The sequence below is a fragment of the Pseudomonas sp. F1_0610 genome (assembly GCF_047470865.1).
Taxonomy (GTDB): domain Bacteria; phylum Pseudomonadota; class Gammaproteobacteria; order Pseudomonadales; family Pseudomonadaceae; genus JAZDRH01.
In genome coordinates this window covers 54,470-78,169 of the sequence record NZ_JAZDRH010000011.1, presented here as the reverse complement: position 1 = coordinate 78,169, position 23,700 = coordinate 54,470, and the positions used below count along the sequence as shown (strand labels likewise).

Genomic DNA, 23,700 nt, shown 5'->3' with positions numbered 1-23,700 from the left:
TTTAGGAGCTTGCATGGCAAAAAAATTATCCTTAGTTCTGGCTGCAACGGTTTGTTTAATAAGTACGAGCACTTTGTGGGCAGAAGAATTAAGCGATATGGCAGCAGAGAAGGTCGTTATTCCTGAGCTCGATGAAAAACAGTGGCGAGAGGACTACAGTATTGATTTACCTCCCAAAAAACTACAAGAGCTGCGAGAGTCAGGACAAATAGATCAAGAAAGCATGCTAGCCAATGAAAGCATTAAAGGTTATACGCTAGCCGAATGGGTTACAGGTGAGGAAACCGCACAAAATTGGACAAAGTTACTCAGTGCCCAGTTTTTTGAAGGCGTGCATGATCCAGTTGAAAGCTTTGCTATTTCTTTTGCTGAGCAGCTTAAAGCCAGCTGTTCGGATATTTCATTGGAAATGCTAGAGCGTACTTCTAATAGCGTATTAATTGAGTGGGACACAAGGCAATGTGAGTACCTTGGTATTCAGCATGAGTTAACTCGCTTTATCGCCAGTGATAGAGGTTGGCATCGTATTGCTTATACAGAAATGAAGCCGCAAATGGATAAAGAGGTTCGCGATCACTGGCTAGAATTATTGAAAGCAGCAACAATAGAAACAGTAGCAAGTGAAAGCGCAGAAAAGGCAGAAACAGCAACCAATGCTTCAGATAAAAGTGAATAAAAGCACTGAGTTTTGGACCAACCCCAAAAAGGTGGAATAACTTTTTGGGGTTTTTTACTACTTATCGCTTACTTTGTTCTTTCAATAAATCACGTATTTCAGATAATAAAACTTCTTCTGATGAAGGCGCTGGTGGTGCTTCAGGTTCTGCTGCAGCGGGGGCTTCAGGCTCGCGTTTTAAGCGATTAACCGTTTTAATTCCTAAAAATACTGCGAAGGCAATAATTAAGAAATCAACCAGTGTTTGGATAAATTTACCATAAGCAATAACAACAGCAGGGTCAGCTTCACTGGCTTCTTTCAAGGTGATTGCAAGCTGTGAGAAATCAACCCCGCCAATAAGTAATCCTAATGGCGGCATAATAACATCGCCTACTAACGAGGTCGTGATTTTGCCGAAAGCAGCGCCAATAATGACACCAACAGCCATGTCAATCACATTGCCTTTCATGGCAAATTCTTTAAATTCTTTCAGAAAACTCATGCGGATACTCCTTCGCTAAATTTCGAATACTTTACTAGGATATATATTAGATGTGCAGATTAAAAATGAGATAAAACCCACAAAGTGCAGGTTTTATCGGGATCTTCCTAATAGGTGCGAGCTACGGCAAATTGCGTTAGCTCAATCATGGCTTGTTTGTATTTTGATTCAGGAAGGATATCAAGGTGATTGATTGCTTTTTCGGCATAGTCGCGTGCTAATTTAGCGGTATAATCCAAGGCGCCAGAAGCTTCAACGGCTTGGGTAATTTGACTAAGATCTTCAATGCCGCCTTTTTGAATAGCTTGGCGAACAATTTTTGCTTGCTCTGCAGTGCCATCGCGCATGGTTACAATTAATGGAAGGGTTGGCTTGCCCTCTGCAAGATCGTCACCAACATTCTTTCCTAATGTTTCTGCGTCGCCTTTGTAATCAAGTAGGTCATCAACGAGCTGAAAGGCAACCCCTAAAGCATCACCAAATGCTTGCAGCGCTTGAGCATGCTCTTTAGGGGCATTAGCAAGCACAGCGGCACTGTGTGTAGAGGCTTCAAAAAGCATGGCTGTTTTTCCGCGAATCACCTGCATATAGGTTTCTTCAGTGGTGCTAGCATCACGTACTTTAGTTAATTGAAGTACTTCGCCTTCAGCAATAATACGTGTTGCAAAAGAGATGATTTGCATCACAGGAAGGGAGGCGAGTTTAACCATCATTTCAAATGAGCGTGCATAGAGAAAATCGCCCACCAATACGCTAGGTGCATTCCCCCACTTGGCGTTTGCCGTTTGCCGTCCACGCCGTAAGTCGGACTTATCAACCACATCATCATGCAAAAGTGTTGATGTATGTAAAAACTCAATAGTGGCCGCTAATAGCTGAAGTTCTTGATCTTTTTTTCCTAGTGCATTACCTGCTAAAAGCACTAATAAGGGGCGTAGACGCTTGCCGCCAGCAGAGATAATGTAATCGCTGATCTTCTCTACCAAGGGCACATGAGATGTGAGTTGCTGCTTGATAATGGCATCAACAGCAGCAAAGTCATCGGCGACAACGCTGTAAAAAGATTGTGGTTGCATGATCTTACATCTTTGGAGTGTGTGCGCGGCATGCTAGGGTTTTGAGCAATTACTGTCAAGGTAAGTTATGTAAAGGCTTGCGTAGTTGTCACAGCTTGCGTACAATTTGCGCCCCTGAACATATTATTTGGGTAATAACCCTGACTTACGCAATGCACTAAGCCCTAATCCAGCAAAGTGCAGCCATGCCAGCTATTAGCTATACCAATTAAGCGCTGGGTGAGCAGGCATAACGGAGAAATGCGAATGTACGCAGTAATTGTAACCGGCGGCAAACAATATAAAGTCGCTGAAGGTGAATACCTTAAAGTTGAGAAATTAGACGTGGCAACAGGTGATGCAATCACCTTTGATCGCGTTCTACTCGTTGGCAACGGTGAAGATGTTAAAATCGGCGCACCTGTTGTAGATGGCGCTAAAGTTACCGCTGAAGTGACCGATCACGGTCGTCACGATAAAGTGCGTATCATCAAATTCCGTCGTCGTAAGCACAGCATGAAGCGTCAGGGCCACCGTCAGTGGTTCACTGAAATCAAAATCACTGGTATCCAAGCTTAATAGCTTGTTGATTCGCTAATTGGAGTACTGAACTCATGGCAACGAAAAAAGCTGGCGGTTCTACCCGCAACGGTCGCGACTCGGAATCGAAACGCCTTGGCGTCAAAATCTTCGGCGGCCAAACAGTTAAAGCTGGCAATATCATCATTCGTCAGCGTGGCACTGAATTCCACCCTGGTTTCGGTGTTGGTATGGGCAAAGACCACACTTTATTTGCTAAGCAAGAAGGTGTTGTTAAGTTCGAAGTTAAAGGTGCATTTGGTCGTCGCTACGTAAGCGTAGTTCAAGCCTAATTCGCTTTACTGAAAAAGCCCTGTCGAATGACGGGGCTTTTTTGTTGGTGCTATAAATAAAGACGCGATGCTCATGCTTTTGTTGTATCCTGCGTCTAACTAATTACCCGTGTGTATGGCGGGAGGAACGAGCATGAAATTTGTAGATGAAGTTTCTATTTTTGTAAAAGCAGGCGATGGTGGCAATGGCTGCATGAGTTTTCGTCGCGAAAAGTTTATTGAGTTTGGTGGCCCTAACGGCGGTGATGGCGGTGATGGCGGCTCCGTATTTATGGAAGCCGATGAGAACCTTAATACCTTGGTTGATTATCGTTACACTCGTCGTTTTGAGGCTAAACGTGGTGAGAACGGACGTGGTAGTGAGTGCACAGGTGCCAAAGGTGATGACCTTGTCCTAAAGGTGCCTGTAGGTACTACTATTATTGATGCAAACACCCAAGAAATTATTGGTGACTTAGTTGAAGCTGGGCAGCGTATTATGGTAGCTCAAGGCGGCTGGCATGGGCTGGGAAATACCCGCTTTAAATCCAGTACAAACAGAGCACCACGCCAAACAACACCAGGTAAACCAGGTGATTCTCGCGATTTAAAATTAGAGTTAAAAGTATTAGCTGATGTAGGTCTCTTAGGTTTGCCAAATGCAGGTAAGAGTACTTTTATTCGCTCAGTTTCTGCTGCTAAACCTAAAGTGGCGGATTATCCATTTACCACCATAGTGCCAAACCTAGGCGTAGTCAGCGTTGGGCGTTTTAAAAACTTTGTCCTAGCGGATATTCCAGGTGTTATAGAGGGGGCTGCTGAGGGGGCTGGCCTAGGTATTCGTTTCTTAAAGCACCTAACACGCACTCGTTTACTCCTACATATTGTTGATTTGGCACCGTTGGATGAAAGTGATCCAGCAGAGGCTGCTGAAATTATTGTGAATGAAATTGCACAATTTAGCCCTGCTTTGGCTGAGCGTGATCGTTGGTTGGTTTTAAATAAATCCGATCAGGTCTTTGAAGATGAGCTTGATGATAAAGTTAAGTCTGTGGTTGAGCGCCTAAACTGGGAAGGCCCTGTTTATGTGATTTCAGCCATTGAGCGTGAAGGTACAGAAGCGCTTTGCCAAGATATTATGCGCTATCTTGATGAGCGTACGCTAAGAATAGCCGAAGATCCAGAATATGCGGCTATGCTGGCCGATTTAGATCAGCGTATTGAAGATGAAGGTCGGGCACACTTACAGTCACTGGATGATCGTCGAGCATTGCGTCGTGCTGGAATGAAACCAGTTGATGAAGTTACACAAGACGACTTCCTTGACGATGACGAAGATTTTGATGATGAAGATGGACCAGAAATCTTCTACGTCCCATAATTTACGTATTTCTTCTCACGTACAGTAGCTAAGGGCATTTGCGATGCGTGAAACAGTTAAAAGCGCACAGCGCTGGGTAGTTAAAATTGGTAGCGCCTTGCTGACAGGCGATGGTAAAGGCCTTGATCGTCAGGCGATGGCGATCTGGGTGCAGCAAATGGTAGCTTTGCGTCAAGCAGGTATTGATTTGGTACTTGTTTCATCAGGTGCTGTCGCTGCTGGAATGAGCCGTTTAGGCTGGACTTCTCGACCTAGTGCAATTCATGAGCTGCAAGCAGCGGCTGCAGTGGGACAAATGAGTTTAGTTAAAGCATGGCAAACCAGCTTTGCAGAGCACAGCGAGCATACTGCCCAAATTTTGCTCACACATGATGATTTGTCTGATCGCAAGCGTTATTTAAATGCACGCAGCACCCTGCGCACTTTACTAGAGCTAGGTGTTATTCCTGTGATTAATGAAAATGATACTGTGGCTACTGATGAGATACGCTTTGGCGACAATGATACCCTAGCTGCGTTGGTGGCTAACTTAGTTGAAGCCGACTTGCTGGTTATTTTAACCGATCAGCAAGGTATGTTTGATGCTGACCCGCGTAAAAATCCTGATGCTAAAATGATTTTTGAAGCCCGTGCCGATGACCCTATGCTTGATACCGTGGCTGGGGGGACAGGTGGTGTATTAGGGCGCGGAGGCATGCAAACTAAATTAAGAGCGGGCCGTTTAGCGGCACGCTCAGGTGCGCATACTGTAATTGTAGGTGGACGCATAGAACGTGTGCTGGATCGCTTAAAACAGGGTGAGCGTTTAGGTACACTCTTATCTCCAGAACAGTGTCGTGATGGTGCTCGTAAGCAATGGCTGGCAGGACACCTGCAAATGCGTGGTTCCTTAACGCTAGATGCGGGTGCAGTTAAAGCATTAAAAGACTCCCATAAGAGCTTATTGCCCGTTGGGGTTATTGCTGTGGAAGGCAACTTTCGACGTGGCGAAATGGTTGTCTGCCTAGACCAGCAAGGCAACGAAATCGCCCGCGGCCTAGCCAACTACAACGCCCTAGAAGCCCACAAAATTATGGGCAAAGCCTCTGATCAAATTGAAACTATCTTAGGCTATGTCGCAGAAATAGATTTGATTCATAGGGATAATTTGGTGGTTTCTTAATCAAGCCTAGCGAAGAGAATGGCTGCAATGAAGATTGTATATATACTTACACGCTCAGATGTTATAGGTGGCGCTAGCATTCATTTACTTGATTTAGCAGATGCAATGCAAAAAGATGGCCATGATGTAACGCTTATAGTAGGAGGTAATGGTGTTTTCTTTGAGCATGCAAAGCAGCGTAAGTTAAATTGTATTGCCATTCCTTCTTTAGTCCGTGAGATTAATCTCTATAAAGACTTTTTAGCTTATAAGCAAATAAAAAAAGTCGTCCAGGCATTACAGCCAGATCTTATACATACCCATTCATCTAAGGCTGGTATTTTAGGGCGCTTAGTAGCTACTAAATTACATATTCCTTGTGTGTTTACAGCGCATGGTTGGTCATTTACTGATGGCGTGCCAAGCCTAAAATCCTTTGTTTTTAAACATGTAGAGAAGTTTTTTTTACGATACTCCTCAAAGATAATCACTGTTTCTAAATATGATGAGAACTTAGCTTTAAGCCATATTGGGGGACATGAAAAAATAATTACTATTCATAATGGCGTTCATGACTATAGTCAGTTCTCCAAAAAAAATGAGCAATGCTGTCAGATTATTATGGTTGCTCGTTTTGATGCCCCTAAAGATCAAGAATTATTAATAAAATCTTTAAGTGAGCTTAAAAATTTAAACTGGACTTTGCGGTTTGCTGGGGCAGGTCCCAGTCTAGAAGGCTGTAAGCAATTGGTGAGTAAGCTAGAGTTAACTGAGAGTATTGCATTTTTAGGTGCTAGAAATGATGTTTCTACTTTGCTTGAGCAGTCAGATATATTTGTTCTTACATCTAACTGGGAGGGCCTTCCGTTAACTATTTTGGAGGCGATGTCTGCGAGTTTGCCTGTAATTGCTTCTGATGTGGGTGGTGTTTCTGAGTCTATTAAGCACAATGAAACGGGCTTTTTAGTGCCTAGAGGAAGCCAATCTCAGCTAATAGAAGCACTTGAAAAACTAATTATTTCAGCAGATTTACGTGAGAAAATGGGGAAGGCAGGCCGTGCATATTTTTTAGAGGAATTTCAGTTTTCTATTATGCTTGAGCGAACTCAGGGTGTGTATAAGAGGTTGTTAAGCATCTAATGGAGAAAATTTTACTAACCGGCTGCTCTGGTTTTATAGGTAAAGCATTAAAATGTTATCTAAATAAACAAAGTAGATATGAGCTTTTATTGGCTGTGAGAGAACCTCAAAAAACTCAACAATCAAATAACTGTGTTTATATTGATTCTCTAGAAAGGGGAGATTTTCAATTAAAAGATAAAGAGATTGATGTTGTTATCCACTTAGCGGCTAGGGCACATGTTTTAAAAGAAAAAACGGCTAATCCGGCTGAGCTTTTTAATCAAACCAATGTTCTAGGTACGTTGAATTTAGCTCGCCAAGCTATGCTTGCAGGTGTTAAACGTTTTATTTTTATTAGCTCTATTGGTGTTAATGGGGCTTCAACCCCAATAGACAAGGCGTTTACTGAGTCGACAGAAGTAAATCCTCAAGCGTTGTATGCGCTATCAAAATTTAATGCTGAGAAAGCACTTATTGATTTGTGTAAAGACTCAACAATGGAGCTAGTTATTATACGCCCACCATTAGTGTATGCAGGATGTGCGCCAGGTAATTTTCAACGGCTATTAAAGTTAGTGAAGACTGGTTTGCCTATACCTTTAGCGAATGTAAAAAATCAGCGTTCATTTATTGCGTTAGAAAATCTAATTAGTTTTATTAGTTGCTGTATTGAGCATCCTGCTGCCGCAAATGAGTTATTTTTAATTAGTGATGATGAGCGAATCTCTACTCCTGATCTATTTAGAAAAATATCTTATGGAATGAATAAAAAAGTGCTTTTGTTCTCTTTTCCGCAGAATATACTTGAAAGATTAGCTGTATTTATGGGTAAGAAAAACTTATATAGCCAACTATGTGGCTCTTTAATTATAGATAATTCAAAAGCTAAAAAATTGTTAGGTTGGTCGCCTGTTATTAGTGCAGATAAAGCATTGCTAAGAGCGGGAAGTGAATTTATATCTAAAAACCAGCAATAGGAATGCTTAATGACTAAAGCAATTTTATTTATTATATGTTGTGGTTTGTTTTTAGCTGGTTATTTGGGAACCTATGGCTTGCGCCGCCTTGCTTTAGCTAAAAGCATTATAGATATTCCAAATGAGCGTAGTTCTCATACAGTAGCTACTCCGCGGGGTGGTGGTGTAGCTATTGTTCTAAGTTTTATTGGCGCTTTATTTGTTCTATTTCTATTTGATTTCTTGCTATTTAATCTCTTTATTGCTTTGTTAGGTGCTGGAGTCCTGTTAGCTGTAATTGGTTTTTTAGATGACCTTGGACATGTTGCTGCACGATGGCGATTACTAGGGCATTTTTCTGCTGCGATTTGGGGGCTTTATTGGCTACAGGGTTTTCCTCCATTAATAATACTAGGCATGAGTTTAGATTTATCTTGGGCTGGCTATATTTTAGCTGCAGTATACTCGGTATGGTTGCTTAATCTGTATAATTTTATGGATGGTATTGATGGCTTAGCGAGCATAGAAGCAATGACTAGCTGCTTAAGCATGGCGTTTTTATACTGGTTGTTAGAGTTTCAGGATTCAGCTGTATTACTAATTGCGTTAGCAAGTTCAGTACTTGGCTTTTTAGTATGGAATTTTCCACCTGCGAAAATATTTATGGGAGATGCAGGTAGTGGTTTTTTAGGTATTATACTGGCTTTGCTAAGTATCCAAGGTGCATGGTTGAGCGCTAATTTTTTTTGGTGCTGGATAATTGTATTGGGCGTATTTATTGTTGATGCAACTTTTACATTGCTTCATCGTTTATGGCGTAAAGAAAAAGTATATGAAGCCCATAGAAGCCATGCTTATCAGTATGCTGCGCGCCAATTTAACTCCCATAAAAAAGTTACATTAGCTGTATTGTTAATTAATTTATTTTGGTTATTGCCTTTGGCGTTAGTTGTAGGTTTAGGCTATCTAGATGGAATGCTAACCACCCTTATTGCTTATATCCCTTTGATAAGCCTTGCGGTTTACTTTAAGGCTGGGGTAGTAGAAAAAAAGTGATACACCAGCCCTAACTAATATTATAGGTAAGTTACTCCCCTCTACGCCAAGCATTAGTAATAGGATAGCGGCGGTCTAGGCTAAAGCTGCGTTTGGTGATTCGTGGGCCGACGGCAGCTTGGCGGCGTTTGTATTCGTTGATATCGACTAGGCGCAATACTTTCATGACGATTTCGGGAGCAAAACCACGGGCAATGATGTCATTGGCGCTGTGATCGTCATCCACATATAGACGCAAAATTTCATCCAAGACAGGGTAGGCAGGGAGAGAATCTTCATCCTTTTGATCTGGCGACAATTCAGCTGAAGGTGGACGGCTAATAACGCGCTCTGGAATGCATTTGCCTAAAGTGTTGCGGTACTTGGCAAGTTCAAAAACTAAGGTTTTTGGCACATCTTTTAAGGGGGCAAAACCACCTGCCATGTCACCATAAAGGGTTGAGTAGCCAACGGCGGTCTCACTTTTATTACTTGTGGTTAGCACAAGCGCCCCTGTTTTATTAGACATTGCCATTAACAAACTACCGCGGCAGCGTGCTTGTAGGTTTTCCTCAGTAATACCTTTAGGTTGCGCACCAAAAATTGGTGTTAGGGTTTGTAAGAAAGCTTCTACCATAGGTGCAATAGGCGCTACTTGGTATTTGACACCTAGTGTATTAGCTTGCTCAGCTGCATCGTCTTGGCTGATTTGGGCGGTATAGTGATAAGGCATCATCACCGCTTCAACTTTGTCAGCACCTAGAGCATCGCTGGCTAGGGCTAGCACTAAAGCAGAGTCAATGCCACCAGATAGGCCTAAGAGCACACCCTTGAAACCGTTATACTGGACATAGTCTTGTATTGCCAAAACTAAAGCCTGGTAAACACTAGCCGCCTTGGTTAGCGGAGCAGCTATTTTATGTTTGTTAATGGCTAGGGTTTCAGCTGTTTTTTGCAGACTAATACACTCTATTGTTTCTTTGAATGCGGGGGCTCGGTAAGCCAGATTGCCATCAGCATTGCAAGCGAAGCTATTACCATCGAAAACAAGCTCGTCTTGTCCACCTACAAGATTTAAGTAAATAACCGGCATGCTGCCTTGTTTGGCTTGGCGTGTGACTAGCATTTCGCGTTCTTGTTGCTTGCCATAGTTATAAGGTGAGGCATTGATGCTGATTAACGCATGCGCCCCTTGCTTTTTGGCTTGTAACATAGGGCTGTCATGCCAGATATCTTCACAAATGCTAAGCGCTAACTTAATGCCTTTGCATTCGATGATGCAGGACGTATTGCCTGCCGCAAAATAACGTTGTTCATCAAAAACGGCATAGTTGGGCAAGAATTGTTTGAAATACAGATGCTTTACTTTGCCTTGGTGAATGTGGGCACAACTGTTATAGCGCATGCCTTCTTGGGACCAAGGTAAGCCAAGAATAACCTGAATATCGGGTAGTTCTTGGCAAAGTTGTTGTAGGGCGTTCTCAATACGTAACTGCATACTATCACGCAGTAATAAGTCTTGGGCAGGATAGCCGCACAGGGTTAACTCAGGAAAAACAATTAAGTCAGCTTGTTGTTGATAAGCTTGCTGGGCGGCATCAAGCACACGCTGTACATTTCCAGAAATATCGCCAACGCGTAAGTTGATTTGTGCTAAAGCAATATGCAGTTGGCTGGGCATGGAAAGTACCTCGTGACTTAAATAATAAGCAGTGTAAGAGTTCGTTTAGGCTTAGACAATGCTTACAATAATATGTAGGCGTTGTTCTAGTGCTTGTTGGTAAAATGCGATTAGCTGTTGAATAGCTTTTTGCACTTCAGTGTGTAGTTGGTCAATAGCTGTTAATTCAATTCCTTTTGGATATAAATCTAAGGATTCTATAGCAGGTGCGGTTAATCGCTGCAGGCCTTGTGCATGATTAAAGTTGCACAAAGCGTCAATGATTAAAGGTAATTCAGCATATTCAGTGCAGGCAATAAAGTCAGCGGCTTCATCTTCTTCGTCAAATACATGTACACCTACTACCGCTTCACTTAAAGGATCTTCTTCGATAGGCGTACTGGCACTGGCACCCGTTAAGTAATAATGCAAGATATCCCAAATTTTAGCTAAATCTAAAATAGCGGCTGATTGGCTTTCTTCTAGTCGATGCATTGCTTGGCTTAGATCTTGTGCGTCTAACTCTAGCCAAGCATCTAGTGTTTTATCGTCAATTTGCATATATACAGCATTCATACCCATAAAAATTACCTGTGTTAAATAGAGCGCTCTAAAACAAACGTTTTACTTATTTACGTGAACGTAAAGGTTATACTGGCTGTATTAACCATGTATCACTGTATAGAGGTTGAAATGGAACTAAAAGATAAAGTTGTCATTGTAACAGGTGGTGGGCAAGGTCTGGGTCGTGCTATAGCCGAGTTCTTTGCCGCTAAAGGTGCAAAGCTAGCACTTGTTGATTTAAACCAAGAGCGTTTAGATCAGGCTGTTCAGGCATGCAAGAAAATTGGTGTTGAAGCTAGATCTTATCTTTGTAACGTAGCAGATGAAGCTCAGGTTATTGCTATGGTAAATCAGGTTGCCACTGATTTTGGTAGCTTAAATGGTATTGTAAATAATGCCGGCATTTTACGTGATGGCCTAACCATTAAGGTGCGTGATGGTGAAATGAGCAAAATGTCATTGGAAAATTGGCAGGCTGTATTAAATGTCAATTTAACTGGTGTCTTTCTATGTGCACGTGAAGTAGCTGCTAAGATGATTGAGCTTAAGTCAGAAGGGGTGATTGTTAATATCTCTTCTATTTCACGTGCAGGGAATATGGGGCAAGCTAACTACTCCGCAGCAAAAGCCGCTGTCGCAGCTGATACCGTTGTTTGGGCAAAAGAGTTTGCGCGCTATGGCATTCGTGTGGGCGCTGTTGCACCAGGCTTTATTGAAACTGAAATGACGTCAGGCATGAAACCAGAAGCGCTAGAAAAAATGTGTTCAGGTATTCCTTTACGTCGTATGGGCAAGCCATATGATATTGCACATTCAGTAGGTTATATTTTTGAGAATGACTATTTTACTGGGCGTGTTCTAGAAGTGGATGGTGGTTTGCGCTTGTAATAGTCATCATCGTAAGAACGGCGCTGAGAAAGCGCCGTTCTTGTACTGATGGCTACCAATTAGCACCAATACCAAACAAAATACGGCGTTCATTAACATCGCCGTACTTGGATGAAACCTTATGCCATTGGCCTTTTAAACTGAGGTTTACCCATTGTGTAATGTTGTATCTAACGCCAGCGTCTGCATCCATGGTGTAATCAACTTGACTGGCTAGAGGAGCGCTGATATCGCCTTTAGTAAATACTTCAAAATCTTTACTCCATAAATAGCGATTATAGTTCCATGTAGCGCCAATAGACTGGAAGTTTTCCTTGGTTCCATCTTGGAACTCATACCAGTTGAGGTTGTATAGACTTGAAACAGAAAAAGCCCCTAGCTCATTATCCCATAATTGATAACCAATACCTGTACCAATTGTTTCTTGGGTGCGCAAATCTTGTACTTGGTCTTTAACGTACTTGGCTTTGTTTTCCCAGTATAGTTTTTCTGTAATAAAACGACTTAAGCTGTAGCTTAGATCGTAACGATCTGTTGTTTTATCACCATTTTTCTTTTCAAAACTATAGTTTCCAGCAATAGCATGCTTCCATATGCCACGGCGCGCTTCCAGATCAATAGTAAAGTCATAACTGTCAACATCCTTTTCCGCTCTGCGCCAGTCGCCCGATAAACTGGTACGGCCTTTCCAGAATGTTTTGTTTGGATCAACAGGAGGTTTAGGTAGCATAGCCGTTTCAATATCCGTCGCTTTAATATCGACTTCGCCAATACGTACATCCCCTGGTTCTGCGGCAGGGCGTAACTGGCTACTAATTTCAGTCGCATTATTTTTGGGGCGAATATTTAGCTCTTGGCTGGTTTCAATAGAGGCAACTTTATCAAGGTCAATATTGATGGTGCCCGCATAAGTCGTGGTGATGGAAACCTTTCCACTGTCTATTAATTTAACTGTCCCTGTAATTCGGTCATCACTATCCTTAAGCCAGATAGTATCTGCGCAGACGCTGGTACTAAGTAGAGTAGCTACAAATGCAGTTAACGAGAGTCGAGCATACATAAACAAATAACCGTGTTCCGTTGTAAAATAAAAAAGGTCTAAACTAGACTGTAACTTGGTGTGTAAGTTTAAAAATTAGCTTAATAAAGCGCTAGTATTTTCTAGTTTTGTTAGTGCTATGGCGATTTTGCTAAAAGAAACTGGCGAACCCAATGATTAATGTTAAGCTTTCGTCCTGATATTGAACTTAGCCTAAACCCTAAGGCCATAACATTAGGATTCTATGATGAGGTTTGTGTCTTGTTAAAAATTTGTTATGTCGCCTAAATCTCGTTGGTTAGAAGGCTTAAAGGCTTATACAAGCCCAGCAGCATTGGCGCTGTTGTTGCTTGGTTTCGCTTCTGGCCTACCTGTTACCTTAGTTATTAGTACTTTATCCTATTGGTTAAATGAAGCTGGTGTAGCTAAAGAAACTATTGGCTATGCTAGCCTTATTGCCTTGGCCTATTCGTTTAAATGGGTTTGGGCGCCTTTTCTAGATCAAGTCAAATTACCGCTGCTGCACAAGCTGGGGCGCCGTCGTTCGTGGTTAGTGTTCTCTCAGGTGCTCATTGCACTTGGGTTGGCTATTATGGCGTTTTGCAACCCTCAAACGAGTTTGGCAACTTTAATAGCTGTTGGGGTTTTAGTGGCTTTTGCTTCAGCAACACAGGACGTGGCTATTGATGCCTACCGTTTAGAAATTGCACAAGACACACATCAAGCGACATTGGCAGCTAGCTATATGGCGGGTTATCGAATTGCCGAGCTATTAGCAACGGCTGGTGTCTTGTATTTGGTATCTTGGTTAGGCTCTAGCGGATTAAACTATATTCATTCGGCTTGGGCGAGTTCTTACTTATTGTTTGGCATTTTAATGGTGCCAGGCATCTTAACAACACTGTGGATTAAAGAACCCCTGAATATTGCAATGAGTAAAGTGTTGCCTTATAGCTTTTGGCAGCAAGCAGCCTCTGCATTAACCTTAGTGGCACTTTTAATTTCAGTGCCTGCCATGTTCACGCAGTTTTTTTATACTGATTTTGCACGTGTTTTTGTAGGCAATGATTCACTGCTGGATTTACTTATTGATGATCGTGCCTTTTTGCGGGCGCTGCTCTATACCATTATTACCGCATTCTGTGTGACAAATATTTTACGTGGAACATTAAAGCCTGTGCTGTTGCCATTAGAGGATTTTATTACGCGTTTTCGTTGGCAGGCTCTAATTTTGCTCGGTATTGTGGCTACTTATCGTATGGCCGATGTGATGGTTGCTGTCATGAGTAATGTGTTTTTCTCTGACATGGGTTTCACATCAACCCAAATTGCTAATGTAACTAAGGTTTTTGGTTTGTTCTTAACCCTGTTTGGCGCTGGGGCCGGTGGCTTGCTCATTGTACGTTTTGGCATCTTACCCATTCTATTTATTGGCGGCGTTTTAACAGCGGTAACTAATCTGCTCTTTGTCTTGCTAGCGCAGATGGGGGCCAATATGACGATGCTCGTTATTGCGGTATCTGGCGATAACTTCACACGTGGTTTAGCTGCCGCATCCTTGGTCGCATTTCTTTCTAGCTTAAGTAATCTTAAATTCTCCGCTGTACAGTATGCATTATTAAGCTCACTCATGGCTTTATTACCACGGCTAGTAGGTGGCTCTTGGGGGAAAATTGTAGCAGTGGTCGGCTATGAAACCTACTTTGTTATTGCGGCATTACTAGGTATTCCAACGTTGATTTTTATTGCGTGGCAATGGTCTATTGAGCAGTCGAAAAAGAAATATATTGAAAAATAGACCGCTTGAAATGTTGCGTATTGAACACCATCTTTCATAGAACAAATACACAGGGGCAGGTTATGCCATTAATTATTTTTTTAGTTTTTTCGTTGCTTGAATTATTTTTGCTAATAAAGGTAGGCGGTGCTATTGGCGCAGGAATGACCATTTTATTATTGGTTTTAAGTGGCATACTCGGGGTGAGTTTAATTCGTATTGCGGGTGTATCAACTGCTGTTAAAGCAAGAGAACGCTTAGCTCAAGGGCAAATGCCTAATCGTGAAATGGCTCAAGGCTTATTTATGGCGTTGGCGGGTTTTCTATTGCTACTGCCAGGCTTTATCACGGATATTCTTGGTTTGTTGTTATTGCTGCCTTCGATACGCAGTCTGGTAGGCCAGCAGCTACAACGCCGCAGCACTGCACAGAGCATGCATAAAAATGGTTTCTATCAGAACCAAGGGCAAACCTATGACGCGGATACAGCGCAAAGCACTGAACCCAAGGTGCTGGAAGGCGAATATCAACGTAAAGATGACTAAACCATGAAAATTTTACAGCCCCCCTTGAAATCATTTTTTTGATCCCAATTATAGGAAACATGTAGGGCAACCTATATCCCAATTTAACAAGCGGCAGTAGCGGCTTGTAGCCAGAGAAATCTGGTTTATTTAACCTATACCGAATATCTCGGTAAATGTAATTGACTTGTTAGGAGAGATCGACAATGAAGCTTCGTCCTCTACATGACCGTGTGGTTATTCGCCGTAGTGAAGAAGAAACAAAAACTGCTGGCGGCATTGTTCTGCCAGGCTCCGCGGCTGAAAAACCTAATCAGGGCGAGATTTTAGCTGTTGGTACTGGCCGTGTTTTAGATAACGGCGAAGTGCGCCCATTAGCTGTAAAAGTGGGTGACAAAGTTGTATTTGGACCTTACTCAGGCAGCAACGCCATCAAAGTAGATGGTGAAGAGCTGTTAGTAATGAGTGAGAGTGAAATCCTCGCTGTCGTTGAAGCCTAATCGCTTATTGAAGACAACTTTAATTAAGAATTGAGGAAATGATCCATGGCTGCAAAAGAAGTTTTATTTGGTAATACTGGTCGTCAAAAAATGCTAGCTGGTGTGAATATCCTAGCTGACGCAGTGAAAGCAACATTAGGCCCTAAAGGCCGTAACGTAGTGTTAGAGCGCAGTTTTGGTGCTCCACTCATCACTAAAGACGGCGTTTCAGTTGCTAAAGAAATTGAACTGAAAGACCGCTTTGAAAACATGGGTGCTCAACTTGTTAAGGACGTAGCTTCTAAAGCTAATGACCAAGCCGGTGACGGTACTACAACAGCTACAGTACTAGCTCAAGCTATCGTAAATGAAGGCTTAAAAGCAGTAGCTGCTGGCATGAACCCAATGGATCTAAAACGTGGTATTGATAAAGCCACTATCGCCATTGTTGAGCAATTAAAAGCTTTAGCTAAGCCATGTGCAGACTCTAAAGCTATTGCTCAAGTAGGTACTATTTCAGCTAACTCTGATACTGAAATTGGTAACATCATTGCCGAAGCAATGGAAAAAGTAGGTAAAGAAGGCGTTATTACGGTTGAAGAAGGTTCAGGTCTAAATAACGAGCTTTCTGTTGTTGAAGGCATGCAGTTTGACCGTGGCTACCTATCGCCATACTTTATCAACAAACCAGATACTATGGTTGCAGAGCTAGAAAGCCCGCTATTGTTATTGGTTGATAAAAAAATCTCTAACATCCGTGAGTTACTGCCAGTACTGGAAGCCGTAGCTAAATCTGGTCGCCCACTATTGATTGTTGCTGAAGATGTTGAAGGTGAAGCCTTAGCTACGTTGGTAGTTAACAACATGCGCGGCATTGTAAAAGTGGCTGCTGTTAAAGCACCTGGCTTTGGTGATCGCCGTAAAGCAATGCTGCAAGATATCGCTATCCTAACAGGCGGTACTGTGATTTCTGAAGAAGTAGGTCTAAGCCTAGATACTACTACTCTAGAACACCTAGGTAGCGCTAAACGCGTACTGATCAATAAAGATGAAACTACAGTTATTGATGGCGCAGGTGATCAAGCGGATATCGAAGCGCGTGTTGCTCAAATCCGTAAGCAGATCGAAGAAACATCATCTGACTACGATAAAGAAAAACTACAAGAGCGCTTGGCTAAACTAGCTGGCGGTGTTGCAGTTATTAAAGTAGGTGCTGCTACTGAAGTTGAAATGAAAGAGAAGAAAGCACGCGTTGAAGATGCGTTGCATGCTACTCGTGCTGCAGTAGAGGAAGGCGTAGTGCCTGGCGGTGGTGTTGCTTTAGTACGTTCACTACAAGCTATCGAAGGCTTAAAAGGTGATAATGAAGACCAAGACGTTGGTATTGCATTATTACGTCGTGCAGTAGAAGCTCCATTACGTCAAATCGTTGCAAACGCAGGCGATGAGCCAAGTGTTGTTGTATCTAAAGTTAAAGAGGGTCAAGGCAACTTTGGCTTTAACGCAGCCACTGGTGTTTATGGCGATATGATTGAAATGGGCATTCTAGACCCAGCCAAAGTAACCCGCTCAGCATTACAAGCGGCGGCTTCAATTGGTGGTTTAATGATCACTACAGAAGCAATGGTTGGCGAAATTAAAGAAGAAAGCGCACCTGCAATGCCTGATATGGGCGGAATGGGTGGCATGGGCGGTATGATGTAATCTACTGTCTGTAACAAAAAACCGCAGCTTTGACTGCGGTTTTTTGTTTTAGGTGCGAATAAATAATAGCATCCAGTTAACTATAATAGATTTATCTTATGCGGTACTGAGCAATTATTTGTATCATACGTCCAGTTTGATTTTAAGGCTAAAGACAATGAAGGAATGGCTGCTGCAACTATCTAGACGGAATAAGCGTTTTTTACAAATTAGTGTAGATATTGCGCTGATATGGTTAGCTTTATGGTTAGCTTTTGTTGTTCGTTTAGGCTTTTCGGTTACCTTCGACTTGTTTTCTAATTACCTCATGTTATTTATAGGCGCGCCTATTATCGCTATTCCTATTTTTATTCGAATGGGGATGTACCGTGCGGTGCTGCGTTATTTGGGTAAGGAAGCTTTAATTAATATCGCCAAAGCTGTAACTGTTGCTTGGTTTATTTTTGTTTTATTTGTGTATTGGGCTACAACTAATACAGAGGCAAGTGTGCCACGTTCAATGGTATTGAACTATTGGTGCATTTCTTTGTTGTTACTAGGTGGGTTGCGTTTGTTGATGCGCCAATATTTTTTAGGGGGATGGTATAACCCTTTTGATTTGCATTTGCCTTTTACACAAAATAAAGAAATTAAGCGAGTGGCAGTATATGGTGCAGGTTCGGCAGGTAATCAGTTAGTGGCTTCATTGCGTTTGGGAAGGCAAATGTTGCCTGTGGCTTTTTTAGATGATGATGAGTCCATTGCTAACCGCACTATTGCTGGGCTAAAAGTTTATAAACCAAAGCATATAGAGCAGATGCTCACTGAAACGGGGGCGGTTGAAGTGCTGTTAGCTTTGCCTTCAGCACCACGCTCAAGACGTCGGGAAATTATTCAAACCCTAAGTGCTTATGCTGTTCAAGTGCGCAGTATTCCTGGGTTTATGGATTTAGCCAGTGGTAAGGTGAAAGTTCAAGATATCCAAGATGTGGATATTACAGACTTATTGGGGCGTGATGCTGTAGCGCCTCGTACAGAGTTATTAGATCATTGCATTAAAAATAAAATCGTAATGGTTACAGGAGCGGGTGGTTCTATTGGCTCTGAGCTATGCCGTCAGATTGTGCAGCAGGGTGCTAGTTGTATTATTTTGTATGAGCACAGTGAATATAATCTTTATGCTATTCATAAAGAGTTAGAGAACAGTATTTTGCGATTGGCCTTGCCAGTAAAAGTCATTCCTATTTTAGGCTCTATTCGTAGCTCTGCACATTTGTTAGAGGTGATGAAAACTTGGCAAGTGCAAACCATCTACCATGCAGCCGCGTATAAGCATGTGCCTATGGTGGAATTTAATATTGCCGAAGGCATTGAAAATAATGTGTTTGGTACTTTAAATACAGCGCAGATGGCAGTGTTAGCTGGTGTTGAGCACTTTGTGCTGATTTCTACAGATAAAGCCGTACGCCCAACTAATGTAATGGGGGCTACTAAGCGTTTAGCGGAAATGATCTTGCAAGCAATGGCGGGGGAGAAGCACTTGCGGCTATTTCAAAGCCAGCAAGAGGTGATAAATCAAACCCGTTTTACTATGGTGCGCTTTGGTAATGTTTTAGGTTCATCAGGCTCAGTAATTCCTCTTTTCAGAGAGCAAATTAAGCGAGGCGGCCCTGTAACTGTGACGCATCCAAATATCACACGTTATTTTATGACTATCCCAGAAGCGGCTCAGCTTGTGATTCAGGCAGGTTCCATGGGGCAAGGGGGGGATGTTTTTGTCTTGGATATGGGTGAGCCCGTTAAAATTGCGGACCTTGCGCAGAATATGATTCGTTTGACGGGTTTGAGCTTAAAAGATGAGCAAACGCCTAATGGGGATATTGCCATTGAATATACAGGGCTGCGCCCAGGTGAAAAGCTCTATGAGGAGCTCTTAATTGGCGATAATGTGGTAGCCACTGAGCATAGTATGATTATGCGTGCTAATGAGCAAAAGCTTCCATGGAAAGAGTTATCTGCAATGCTGTTGAGTTTAAGTCAAGCCGCCAAAGCTGGAGATTGTGTGACAATTAGACAGCTTCTACAGGTAACCGTAGATGGTTATAAACCAGAAAATACGCTGGTTGATTTGCTATATATGCAACAGCACCCAGCATAACAAGATCACCAGTCTGTTATTTAATACAGACTGGCGCTATTTATTAGTCTTTACGTGTGTTTCCAGGTTGGTCGTCTGGGCTATAGGTAATTTGATTTTTACCGTGGGCCGCAGGTTTGCCATCAGCGCCCATATTGACAAATACCATGCGATCAATCGTCAGAATGTTTTTCTGGGTAATTTTATTGCGCACAATGCAGCGTAAGGTGATAGATGTGCGGCCAAAATGCGTGGCTTCTATGCCTAGTTCAATAATATCGCTTTGGCGTGCGGAACTGACAAAGTTAATTTCAGAGATAAGTTTGGTTACCACGTGTGAGTTACCTAACTGCACAATGGCATAAATCGCTGCTTCTTCATCAATCCACTTGAGCAGGCTGCCACCAAAAAGTGTACCGTTGGGATTTAAATCTTCGGGTTTAACCCATTTGCGTGTATGAAAATTCATGTCCTCTCCTGCAAGGCAAATATGCTTAACCTAACTTCGTTCGCTGACGATAACGTGTAATACAGGTTTAAATTATCTGTAAATTGTAGCAGTAATTTGCCAGCGGCATGTGATAAGAGAGAAAAGTTCGCGCATCTTAGCTCGTGATTAATTCTCTCTCTTGTATTCATCTTGTCTTACTTCAACTCAGTGACAAGTTCAGCTAGAAAGCTTGGATTAAAAACAATAGATAACCTATCATTAGCCCTTAATTTTTACTATTTGCGTAGTCTTGCTACATATCATGTGTGGTAGTGCGGGAGTTTTTGATGGAAGCTTATGTGTTATTAACTGGCGGTGCAGGATATATTGGCTCACACACCGCAGTGCAAATGCTGCAAGCTGGTTTTAACGTATTAGTGCTAGATAACCTATCCAACAGCTCGCTTGAGTCATTAAAGCGTGTTGAGCAAATTACAGGCAAAACCCTCACTTTTGTACAGGGCGATATTCGCGACAGAGCCTGTTTAGATCAGTTATTTTCACGTTACAGTGTGCAGTCTGTTGTGCATTTTGCAGGTTTGAAAGCGGTGGGCGAAAGCGTACAACAGCCACTGCGTTATTATGACAATAACATAGCAGGCACTATTAATCTGTGTGAGGCTATGGTGGCTGCAGGGGTCTTTAAGCTTGTATTTAGTTCCTCTGCCACCGTTTATGGTGAGCCTGAGCAGATGCCTATTCATGAAGGTATGCCAACAGGCAATACAACCAATCCTTACGGTACAAGTAAGTTAATGGTTGAGCAGATTTTACAAGACATGGTTAAAGCAGACCCACGTTGGCACGTGGCTAGATTACGTTATTTTAACCCTGTTGGTGCGCATCAAAGCGGCCTGATCGGTGAAGACCCTAATGGCATACCCAACAACCTATTGCCCTATATCAGCCAAGTTGCTGTGGGTAAGTTAGAAAAACTTTCTGTTTTTGGTGATGATTACCCCACCAAAGACGGTACGGGTGTACGTGATTACATTCATGTGGTTGATTTAGCCAATGGGCATTTAGCGGCATTAAATTATTTAGATCAGCATACGGGTTGTCATGTATGGAATTTAGGGACAGGCAATGGATATTCAGTCTTTGAGATGATTCAAGCTTTTGAGCAAGCCGCTGGTGTAGCCGTGCCTTATCAAGTAGTGCAGCGTCGTAGTGGTGATATTGCAGAATGCTGGGCAAATCCTGAAAAAGCAGCTCGTGAATTAAACTGGCAAGCTCAATATAGCTTGCAAGATATGATGCAAGATACTTGGCGCTGGCAAAAAAATAACCCTAAGGGTTATGCCCAATAAAAGGCTAAATATTTGTTCTGTTTCTAAGCCTGAGCGTTAAACAGTTGCTCAATTGTCAGTGGCTGTTTAATGTATGTTCTCTTTGTATAAGGTTCGAGATCCATTATGCGCATTCTCCTTATTTTGCTAACCAGTTTTTTAGCCATGTGGACTATGTCTGCTCAAGCTGTCCAAATTGACAACTTCTATCAGGTACGCGAGCGCCTAGAAAGCCAAGAGCCTGATATACGAGATGCAGGCTTGCAAACATCTATGCAAACCTTAATACAACGCTTAACAGGTTCAGATAAAGCGGCTAAAGGTGCTTTAGCAAACTATGTGCAAAAGCCAGATAGTTTGTATGTGCGCTATGGCTTTGAAGGCAATACCTTAGTTGTTGATTATGATCAGGCGGCTGTTGATGCTGCTTTTCAAAAGGCAGGCGTTGAAACTTGGGGAGATAATCGACCATTGATTGTAAGCTGGTGGGTTGTTGATCGCTTAAGTGGTGCTGGTTTGCTAAGTGATGGTCGTCAAGGTGTTGGTGCTGTTTATCAAGCAGCGCATTATCGTGGGCTGGCGGTGCGTTTACCTATTGGTGATTTAGAAGAGCAAGCTTTTAGTAATGCACGTGCTTTAAATGATAAGCAAGCCTTATTACAGGCTTCTGCTAAGTACGCAGCAGAAGGCGTGCTGGCTGTTAGTGCTAAAGAGCGTGGCTTGGATTGGTCAGGTAGTTGGACCTTCAATTATGCAGGCCAAGAGTATAAAGGCACCGCTAAAGGTGAAGGTATTGATGGCTTAGCCGAAGAAATTTTCTTGCAGGTAAATCAGATCTTAGCGCCACGCTTTATTGTAGATGCCAAATCAGCTGAGCAACTAGAGCTGCATTTTCATGGCGTTAATTTAGAACGCTACGCTCAGCTAGAGCAGTGGCTTGCACCGTTTTCCTCTGAACTTGTTCGTGTCGAAGGTGATCAGCAAGTGTGGCGAGTTCGTGCCAGCAAAGAGCAAATTCGCAGTCAGCTTGGGCTAGCCAAACTACGTGAGCAAGTAGCTAAGTCTATAGATGGTAGCCAAGTGCCTAGTAATCAGTTGGTATTTGCTTGGTAGTTATTGCGCACGTCCACACGAGATAATATAGAGGCATTATGTAAAAGGCAGTTGTTCACATCTAGCACACTGCCTTTTTCTTATTTGTGGTACAGATAAAGTCAAAAAAATCTAAGCAGAATCCGTTATGATATGGCCTTTATTTTAGAGGATTGCCTAGCTTGCGTCATTGCGGGCTAGAGCAGCACCTTATTTAACGAGAGGATAGGCAATGAGCTTACCTAAAAGCTGGCCATGGATTTTAGCGGCACTACTGATTTGTTTATTTCTGTATGCGGTAATGCCTATTTTATCGCCCTTTCTTATTGCTTTTTTACTGGCCTATTTAGGCGATCCTGTGGTGGATTTTTTAACCAAAAAAGGATTAAGTCGCACGTTAAGTGTCGTTGTTGTTTTTGCTGTTTTGAGCTTGGTTGGAATTATTACACTCTTGATTCTATTGCCTTTGCTTTCTTCTCAAATTGCCAAATTAATTGGTTTGATTCCTAATTTTCTTGACTGGTTGCAGCATACAGTGATGCCTTGGGCACAACAGAAAGCAGGCGTATCTGGCGATGTATTTAAAGCCGATAAAATTAAAGCGTCTTTAGCCGGTAATCTTGACCAAACCACAGATATTATTTCAATAGTAGTTAAAAAAATTACTCATTCAGGCTTAGCGTTTTTTGCTTGGATCGCCAATATGGTGCTGATTCCTGTAGTGGCTTTTTATCTTATGCGCGACTGGGATCTAGTACTGCAGCGTATTCGTGATATTTTACCAAGAGGGCAAGAAGCCAAAATTCTTTCCTTAACCCATGAATGCCATGAAGTATTAGGGGCTTTTATTCGTGGGCAACTGATGGTAATGATAGCCTTGGGCACCATTTATGCCCTAGGCTTAAGCCTGATTGGGCTTGATCTCGGTTTAATTATTGGTTTGTTGGCAGGTTTGGCAAGTATTGTGCCTTATATGGGCTTTGTCGTAGGCATCTCAGCTGCATTAGCGGCTGTATTCTTCCAATTTGGGCTTGATCCTTACGTATTAATTGGCGTTGCTGTTGTTTTTGCTATTGGTCAGGCATTGGAAGGTATGGTGCTTACACCATTGCTAGTGGGCGATAAAATTGGCTTGCATCCTGTCGCTGTTATTTTTGCCATTCTTGCAGGCGGCGAGCTCTTTGGCTTTACTGGTATATTATTAGCCTTGCCTGTGGCGTCTATTATTGTGGTATTGCTGCGTCATATTTACCGTATCTATCAAGCCTCTGATGTTTATCAAGCAGATGCATCCGAGAGTGTCGAAGCTACGCCAGAAGTGATAGGATTAGCACCTGAGAAAAAGCCTGAAAAACCTAACTAGCATTACGAGTTTGC

The 23,700-nt window shown here is 42.4% G+C and carries 23 protein-coding genes; 17 read left to right on the top strand and 6 right to left on the bottom strand.

Annotated elements, in window-relative coordinates; translation table 11 throughout:
• Window positions 1-13 precede the first annotated feature (13 nt).
• The gene (locus VQ643_RS08220; protein WP_414199143.1) at window positions 14-676 is read left to right on the top strand and encodes a hypothetical protein; all 663 of its coding nucleotides are present in this window, start codon (window positions 14-16) and stop codon (window positions 674-676) included.
• 61 nt (window positions 677-737) lie between these two features.
• Here the strand turns inward: VQ643_RS08220 and mscL are convergent, their stop codons facing one another.
• Window positions 738-1,160: a large-conductance mechanosensitive channel protein MscL gene (mscL, locus tag VQ643_RS08215; protein WP_414199141.1), complete on the bottom strand. Its 423-nt coding sequence runs from the start codon at window positions 1,158-1,160 to the stop codon at window positions 738-740.
• Between the two features lie 107 nt (window positions 1,161-1,267).
• Window positions 1,268-2,236 carry a polyprenyl synthetase family protein gene (locus VQ643_RS08210; protein WP_414199139.1) on the bottom strand — a complete coding sequence of 323 codons (969 nt, stop codon included), beginning with the start codon at window positions 2,234-2,236 and terminating at the stop codon, window positions 1,268-1,270.
• A 246-nt stretch (window positions 2,237-2,482) separates the two neighbouring features.
• Here VQ643_RS08210 and rplU point away from each other — a divergent pair, with 246 nt between their 5' ends.
• The 7 genes from rplU to VQ643_RS08175 all read left to right on the top strand — a co-directional run bounded on the left by rplU (window position 2,483) and on the right by VQ643_RS08175 (window position 8,722).
• Window positions 2,483-2,794 carry a 50S ribosomal protein L21 gene (rplU, locus tag VQ643_RS08205; RefSeq protein WP_414199137.1) on the top strand — a complete coding sequence of 104 codons (312 nt, stop codon included), beginning with the start codon at window positions 2,483-2,485 and terminating at the stop codon, window positions 2,792-2,794.
• A gap of 35 nt (window positions 2,795-2,829) precedes the next feature.
• Window positions 2,830-3,087, top strand: a complete 258-nt coding sequence (gene rpmA, locus VQ643_RS08200) for a 50S ribosomal protein L27 (RefSeq protein ID WP_414199135.1) — start codon at window positions 2,830-2,832, stop codon at window positions 3,085-3,087.
• Between the two features lie 133 nt (window positions 3,088-3,220).
• Window positions 3,221-4,447, top strand: a complete 1,227-nt coding sequence (gene cgtA, locus VQ643_RS08195) for an Obg family GTPase CgtA (protein WP_414199134.1) — start codon at window positions 3,221-3,223, stop codon at window positions 4,445-4,447.
• Between the two features lie 43 nt (window positions 4,448-4,490).
• Complete coding sequence (gene proB / locus VQ643_RS08190) at window positions 4,491-5,609, top strand: glutamate 5-kinase (protein WP_414199133.1); 1,119 nt, start codon at window positions 4,491-4,493, stop codon at window positions 5,607-5,609.
• A 27-nt stretch (window positions 5,610-5,636) separates the two neighbouring features.
• Window positions 5,637-6,728: a glycosyltransferase family 4 protein gene (locus VQ643_RS08185; RefSeq protein WP_414199131.1), complete on the top strand. Its 1,092-nt coding sequence runs from the start codon at window positions 5,637-5,639 to the stop codon at window positions 6,726-6,728.
• Complete coding sequence (locus tag VQ643_RS08180; RefSeq protein WP_414199129.1) at window positions 6,728-7,687, top strand: NAD-dependent epimerase/dehydratase family protein; 960 nt, start codon at window positions 6,728-6,730, stop codon at window positions 7,685-7,687. The genes VQ643_RS08185 and VQ643_RS08180 overlap by 1 nt, the downstream gene beginning before the upstream one ends.
• A 9-nt stretch (window positions 7,688-7,696) precedes the next feature.
• Entirely contained in the window at window positions 7,697-8,722 is a 1,026-nt protein-coding gene (locus tag VQ643_RS08175) for an MraY family glycosyltransferase (protein WP_414199128.1), read from the top strand.
• A gap of 31 nt (window positions 8,723-8,753) precedes the next feature.
• Here VQ643_RS08175 and VQ643_RS08170 read toward each other — a convergent pair whose 3' ends face one another.
• Together VQ643_RS08170 and VQ643_RS08165 are read right to left on the bottom strand one after the other, a co-directional pair.
• Window positions 8,754-10,382: an NAD+ synthase gene (locus tag VQ643_RS08170; RefSeq protein WP_414199127.1), complete on the bottom strand. Its 1,629-nt coding sequence runs from the start codon at window positions 10,380-10,382 to the stop codon at window positions 8,754-8,756.
• Window positions 10,383-10,433: 51 nt separating this feature from the next.
• The gene (locus VQ643_RS08165; RefSeq protein ID WP_414199125.1) at window positions 10,434-10,943 is read right to left on the bottom strand and encodes a DUF1877 family protein; all 510 of its coding nucleotides are present in this window, start codon (window positions 10,941-10,943) and stop codon (window positions 10,434-10,436) included.
• A 111-nt stretch (window positions 10,944-11,054) separates the two neighbouring features.
• Between VQ643_RS08165 and VQ643_RS08160 the strand changes: the two genes are divergently transcribed.
• Entirely contained in the window at window positions 11,055-11,813 is a 759-nt protein-coding gene (locus VQ643_RS08160; protein ID WP_414199124.1) for an SDR family oxidoreductase, read from the top strand.
• 52 nt (window positions 11,814-11,865) lie between these two features.
• Here the strand turns inward: VQ643_RS08160 and VQ643_RS08155 are convergent, their stop codons facing one another.
• Window positions 11,866-12,873 (bottom strand): DUF481 domain-containing protein, encoded by a 1,008-nt coding sequence (locus tag VQ643_RS08155; protein ID WP_414199123.1) that lies wholly within the window; start codon window positions 12,871-12,873, stop codon window positions 11,866-11,868.
• Between the two features lie 256 nt (window positions 12,874-13,129).
• On the opposite strand from VQ643_RS08155, the gene VQ643_RS08150 reads away from it, so the two are divergent.
• The 5 genes from VQ643_RS08150 to VQ643_RS08130 all read left to right on the top strand — a co-directional run bounded on the left by VQ643_RS08150 (window position 13,130) and on the right by VQ643_RS08130 (window position 19,473).
• On the top strand, window positions 13,130-14,650 hold the full coding sequence (locus tag VQ643_RS08150; RefSeq protein WP_414199122.1) for an AmpG family muropeptide MFS transporter: 1,521 nt from the start codon (window positions 13,130-13,132) through the stop codon (window positions 14,648-14,650).
• 62 nt (window positions 14,651-14,712) lie between these two features.
• Window positions 14,713-15,174 (top strand): FxsA family protein, encoded by a 462-nt coding sequence (locus VQ643_RS08145; protein WP_414199121.1) that lies wholly within the window; start codon window positions 14,713-14,715, stop codon window positions 15,172-15,174.
• A gap of 185 nt (window positions 15,175-15,359) precedes the next feature.
• Entirely contained in the window at window positions 15,360-15,653 is a 294-nt protein-coding gene (locus VQ643_RS08140) for a co-chaperone GroES (protein ID WP_414199119.1), read from the top strand.
• Between the two features lie 45 nt (window positions 15,654-15,698).
• A complete protein-coding gene (gene groL, locus VQ643_RS08135) occupies window positions 15,699-17,336 on the top strand; it encodes a chaperonin GroEL (protein ID WP_414199117.1) in 1,638 nt (545 codons plus the stop codon).
• Between the two features lie 157 nt (window positions 17,337-17,493).
• Window positions 17,494-19,473 carry a polysaccharide biosynthesis protein gene (locus tag VQ643_RS08130; RefSeq protein WP_414199116.1) on the top strand — a complete coding sequence of 660 codons (1,980 nt, stop codon included), beginning with the start codon at window positions 17,494-17,496 and terminating at the stop codon, window positions 19,471-19,473.
• A 43-nt stretch (window positions 19,474-19,516) separates the two neighbouring features.
• Here VQ643_RS08130 and VQ643_RS08125 read toward each other — a convergent pair whose 3' ends face one another.
• Window positions 19,517-19,921, bottom strand: coding sequence for an acyl-CoA thioesterase (locus VQ643_RS08125; RefSeq protein ID WP_414199115.1), 405 nt, complete (start codon window positions 19,919-19,921; stop codon window positions 19,517-19,519).
• Window positions 19,922-20,229: 308 nt separating this feature from the next.
• Here VQ643_RS08125 and galE point away from each other — a divergent pair, with 308 nt between their 5' ends.
• From galE to VQ643_RS08110, 3 genes are all read left to right on the top strand, one after another.
• Complete coding sequence (gene galE / locus VQ643_RS08120; RefSeq protein ID WP_414199113.1) at window positions 20,230-21,252, top strand: UDP-glucose 4-epimerase GalE; 1,023 nt, start codon at window positions 20,230-20,232, stop codon at window positions 21,250-21,252.
• 105 nt (window positions 21,253-21,357) lie between these two features.
• Window positions 21,358-22,344, top strand: coding sequence for a DUF2066 domain-containing protein (locus VQ643_RS08115; RefSeq protein ID WP_414199111.1), 987 nt, complete (start codon window positions 21,358-21,360; stop codon window positions 22,342-22,344).
• A gap of 211 nt (window positions 22,345-22,555) precedes the next feature.
• Window positions 22,556-23,686 (top strand): AI-2E family transporter, encoded by a 1,131-nt coding sequence (locus VQ643_RS08110; RefSeq protein ID WP_414199109.1) that lies wholly within the window; start codon window positions 22,556-22,558, stop codon window positions 23,684-23,686.
• The last annotated feature ends 14 nt before the right edge of the window (window positions 23,687-23,700 follow it).

What these genes read in the sequence shown, in the direction of transcription:
- VQ643_RS08130 (WP_414199116.1), top strand. Translation starts at nt 17,494, where the DNA reads ATGAAGGAATGGCTGCTGCAACTATCTAGACGGAATAAGCGTTTTTTA.
- VQ643_RS08220 (WP_414199143.1), top strand. Translation starts at nt 14, where the DNA reads ATGGCAAAAAAATTATCCTTAGTTCTGGCTGCAACGGTTTGTTTAATA.
- rplU (WP_414199137.1), top strand. Translation starts at nt 2,483, where the DNA reads ATGTACGCAGTAATTGTAACCGGCGGCAAACAATATAAAGTCGCTGAA.
- VQ643_RS08145 (WP_414199121.1), top strand. Translation starts at nt 14,713, where the DNA reads ATGCCATTAATTATTTTTTTAGTTTTTTCGTTGCTTGAATTATTTTTG.
- VQ643_RS08210 (WP_414199139.1), bottom strand. Translation starts at nt 2,236, where the DNA reads ATGCAACCACAATCTTTTTACAGCGTTGTCGCCGATGACTTTGCTGCT.
- VQ643_RS08150 (WP_414199122.1), top strand. Translation starts at nt 13,130, where the DNA reads ATGTCGCCTAAATCTCGTTGGTTAGAAGGCTTAAAGGCTTATACAAGC.
- rpmA (WP_414199135.1), top strand. Translation starts at nt 2,830, where the DNA reads ATGGCAACGAAAAAAGCTGGCGGTTCTACCCGCAACGGTCGCGACTCG.
- VQ643_RS08175 (WP_414199128.1), top strand. Translation starts at nt 7,697, where the DNA reads ATGACTAAAGCAATTTTATTTATTATATGTTGTGGTTTGTTTTTAGCT.
- VQ643_RS08170 (WP_414199127.1), bottom strand. Translation starts at nt 10,382, where the DNA reads ATGCCCAGCCAACTGCATATTGCTTTAGCACAAATCAACTTACGCGTT.
- groL (WP_414199117.1), top strand. Translation starts at nt 15,699, where the DNA reads ATGGCTGCAAAAGAAGTTTTATTTGGTAATACTGGTCGTCAAAAAATG.
- cgtA (WP_414199134.1), top strand. Translation starts at nt 3,221, where the DNA reads ATGAAATTTGTAGATGAAGTTTCTATTTTTGTAAAAGCAGGCGATGGT.
- VQ643_RS08165 (WP_414199125.1), bottom strand. Translation starts at nt 10,943, where the DNA reads ATGGGTATGAATGCTGTATATATGCAAATTGACGATAAAACACTAGAT.
- VQ643_RS08180 (WP_414199129.1), top strand. Translation starts at nt 6,728, where the DNA reads ATGGAGAAAATTTTACTAACCGGCTGCTCTGGTTTTATAGGTAAAGCA.
- VQ643_RS08115 (WP_414199111.1), top strand. Translation starts at nt 21,358, where the DNA reads ATGCGCATTCTCCTTATTTTGCTAACCAGTTTTTTAGCCATGTGGACT.
- proB (WP_414199133.1), top strand. Translation starts at nt 4,491, where the DNA reads ATGCGTGAAACAGTTAAAAGCGCACAGCGCTGGGTAGTTAAAATTGGT.
- VQ643_RS08155 (WP_414199123.1), bottom strand. Translation starts at nt 12,873, where the DNA reads ATGTATGCTCGACTCTCGTTAACTGCATTTGTAGCTACTCTACTTAGT.
- VQ643_RS08140 (WP_414199119.1), top strand. Translation starts at nt 15,360, where the DNA reads ATGAAGCTTCGTCCTCTACATGACCGTGTGGTTATTCGCCGTAGTGAA.
- VQ643_RS08125 (WP_414199115.1), bottom strand. Translation starts at nt 19,921, where the DNA reads ATGAATTTTCATACACGCAAATGGGTTAAACCCGAAGATTTAAATCCC.
- mscL (WP_414199141.1), bottom strand. Translation starts at nt 1,160, where the DNA reads ATGAGTTTTCTGAAAGAATTTAAAGAATTTGCCATGAAAGGCAATGTG.
- VQ643_RS08160 (WP_414199124.1), top strand. Translation starts at nt 11,055, where the DNA reads ATGGAACTAAAAGATAAAGTTGTCATTGTAACAGGTGGTGGGCAAGGT.
- VQ643_RS08110 (WP_414199109.1), top strand. Translation starts at nt 22,556, where the DNA reads ATGAGCTTACCTAAAAGCTGGCCATGGATTTTAGCGGCACTACTGATT.
- VQ643_RS08185 (WP_414199131.1), top strand. Translation starts at nt 5,637, where the DNA reads ATGAAGATTGTATATATACTTACACGCTCAGATGTTATAGGTGGCGCT.
- galE (WP_414199113.1), top strand. Translation starts at nt 20,230, where the DNA reads ATGGAAGCTTATGTGTTATTAACTGGCGGTGCAGGATATATTGGCTCA.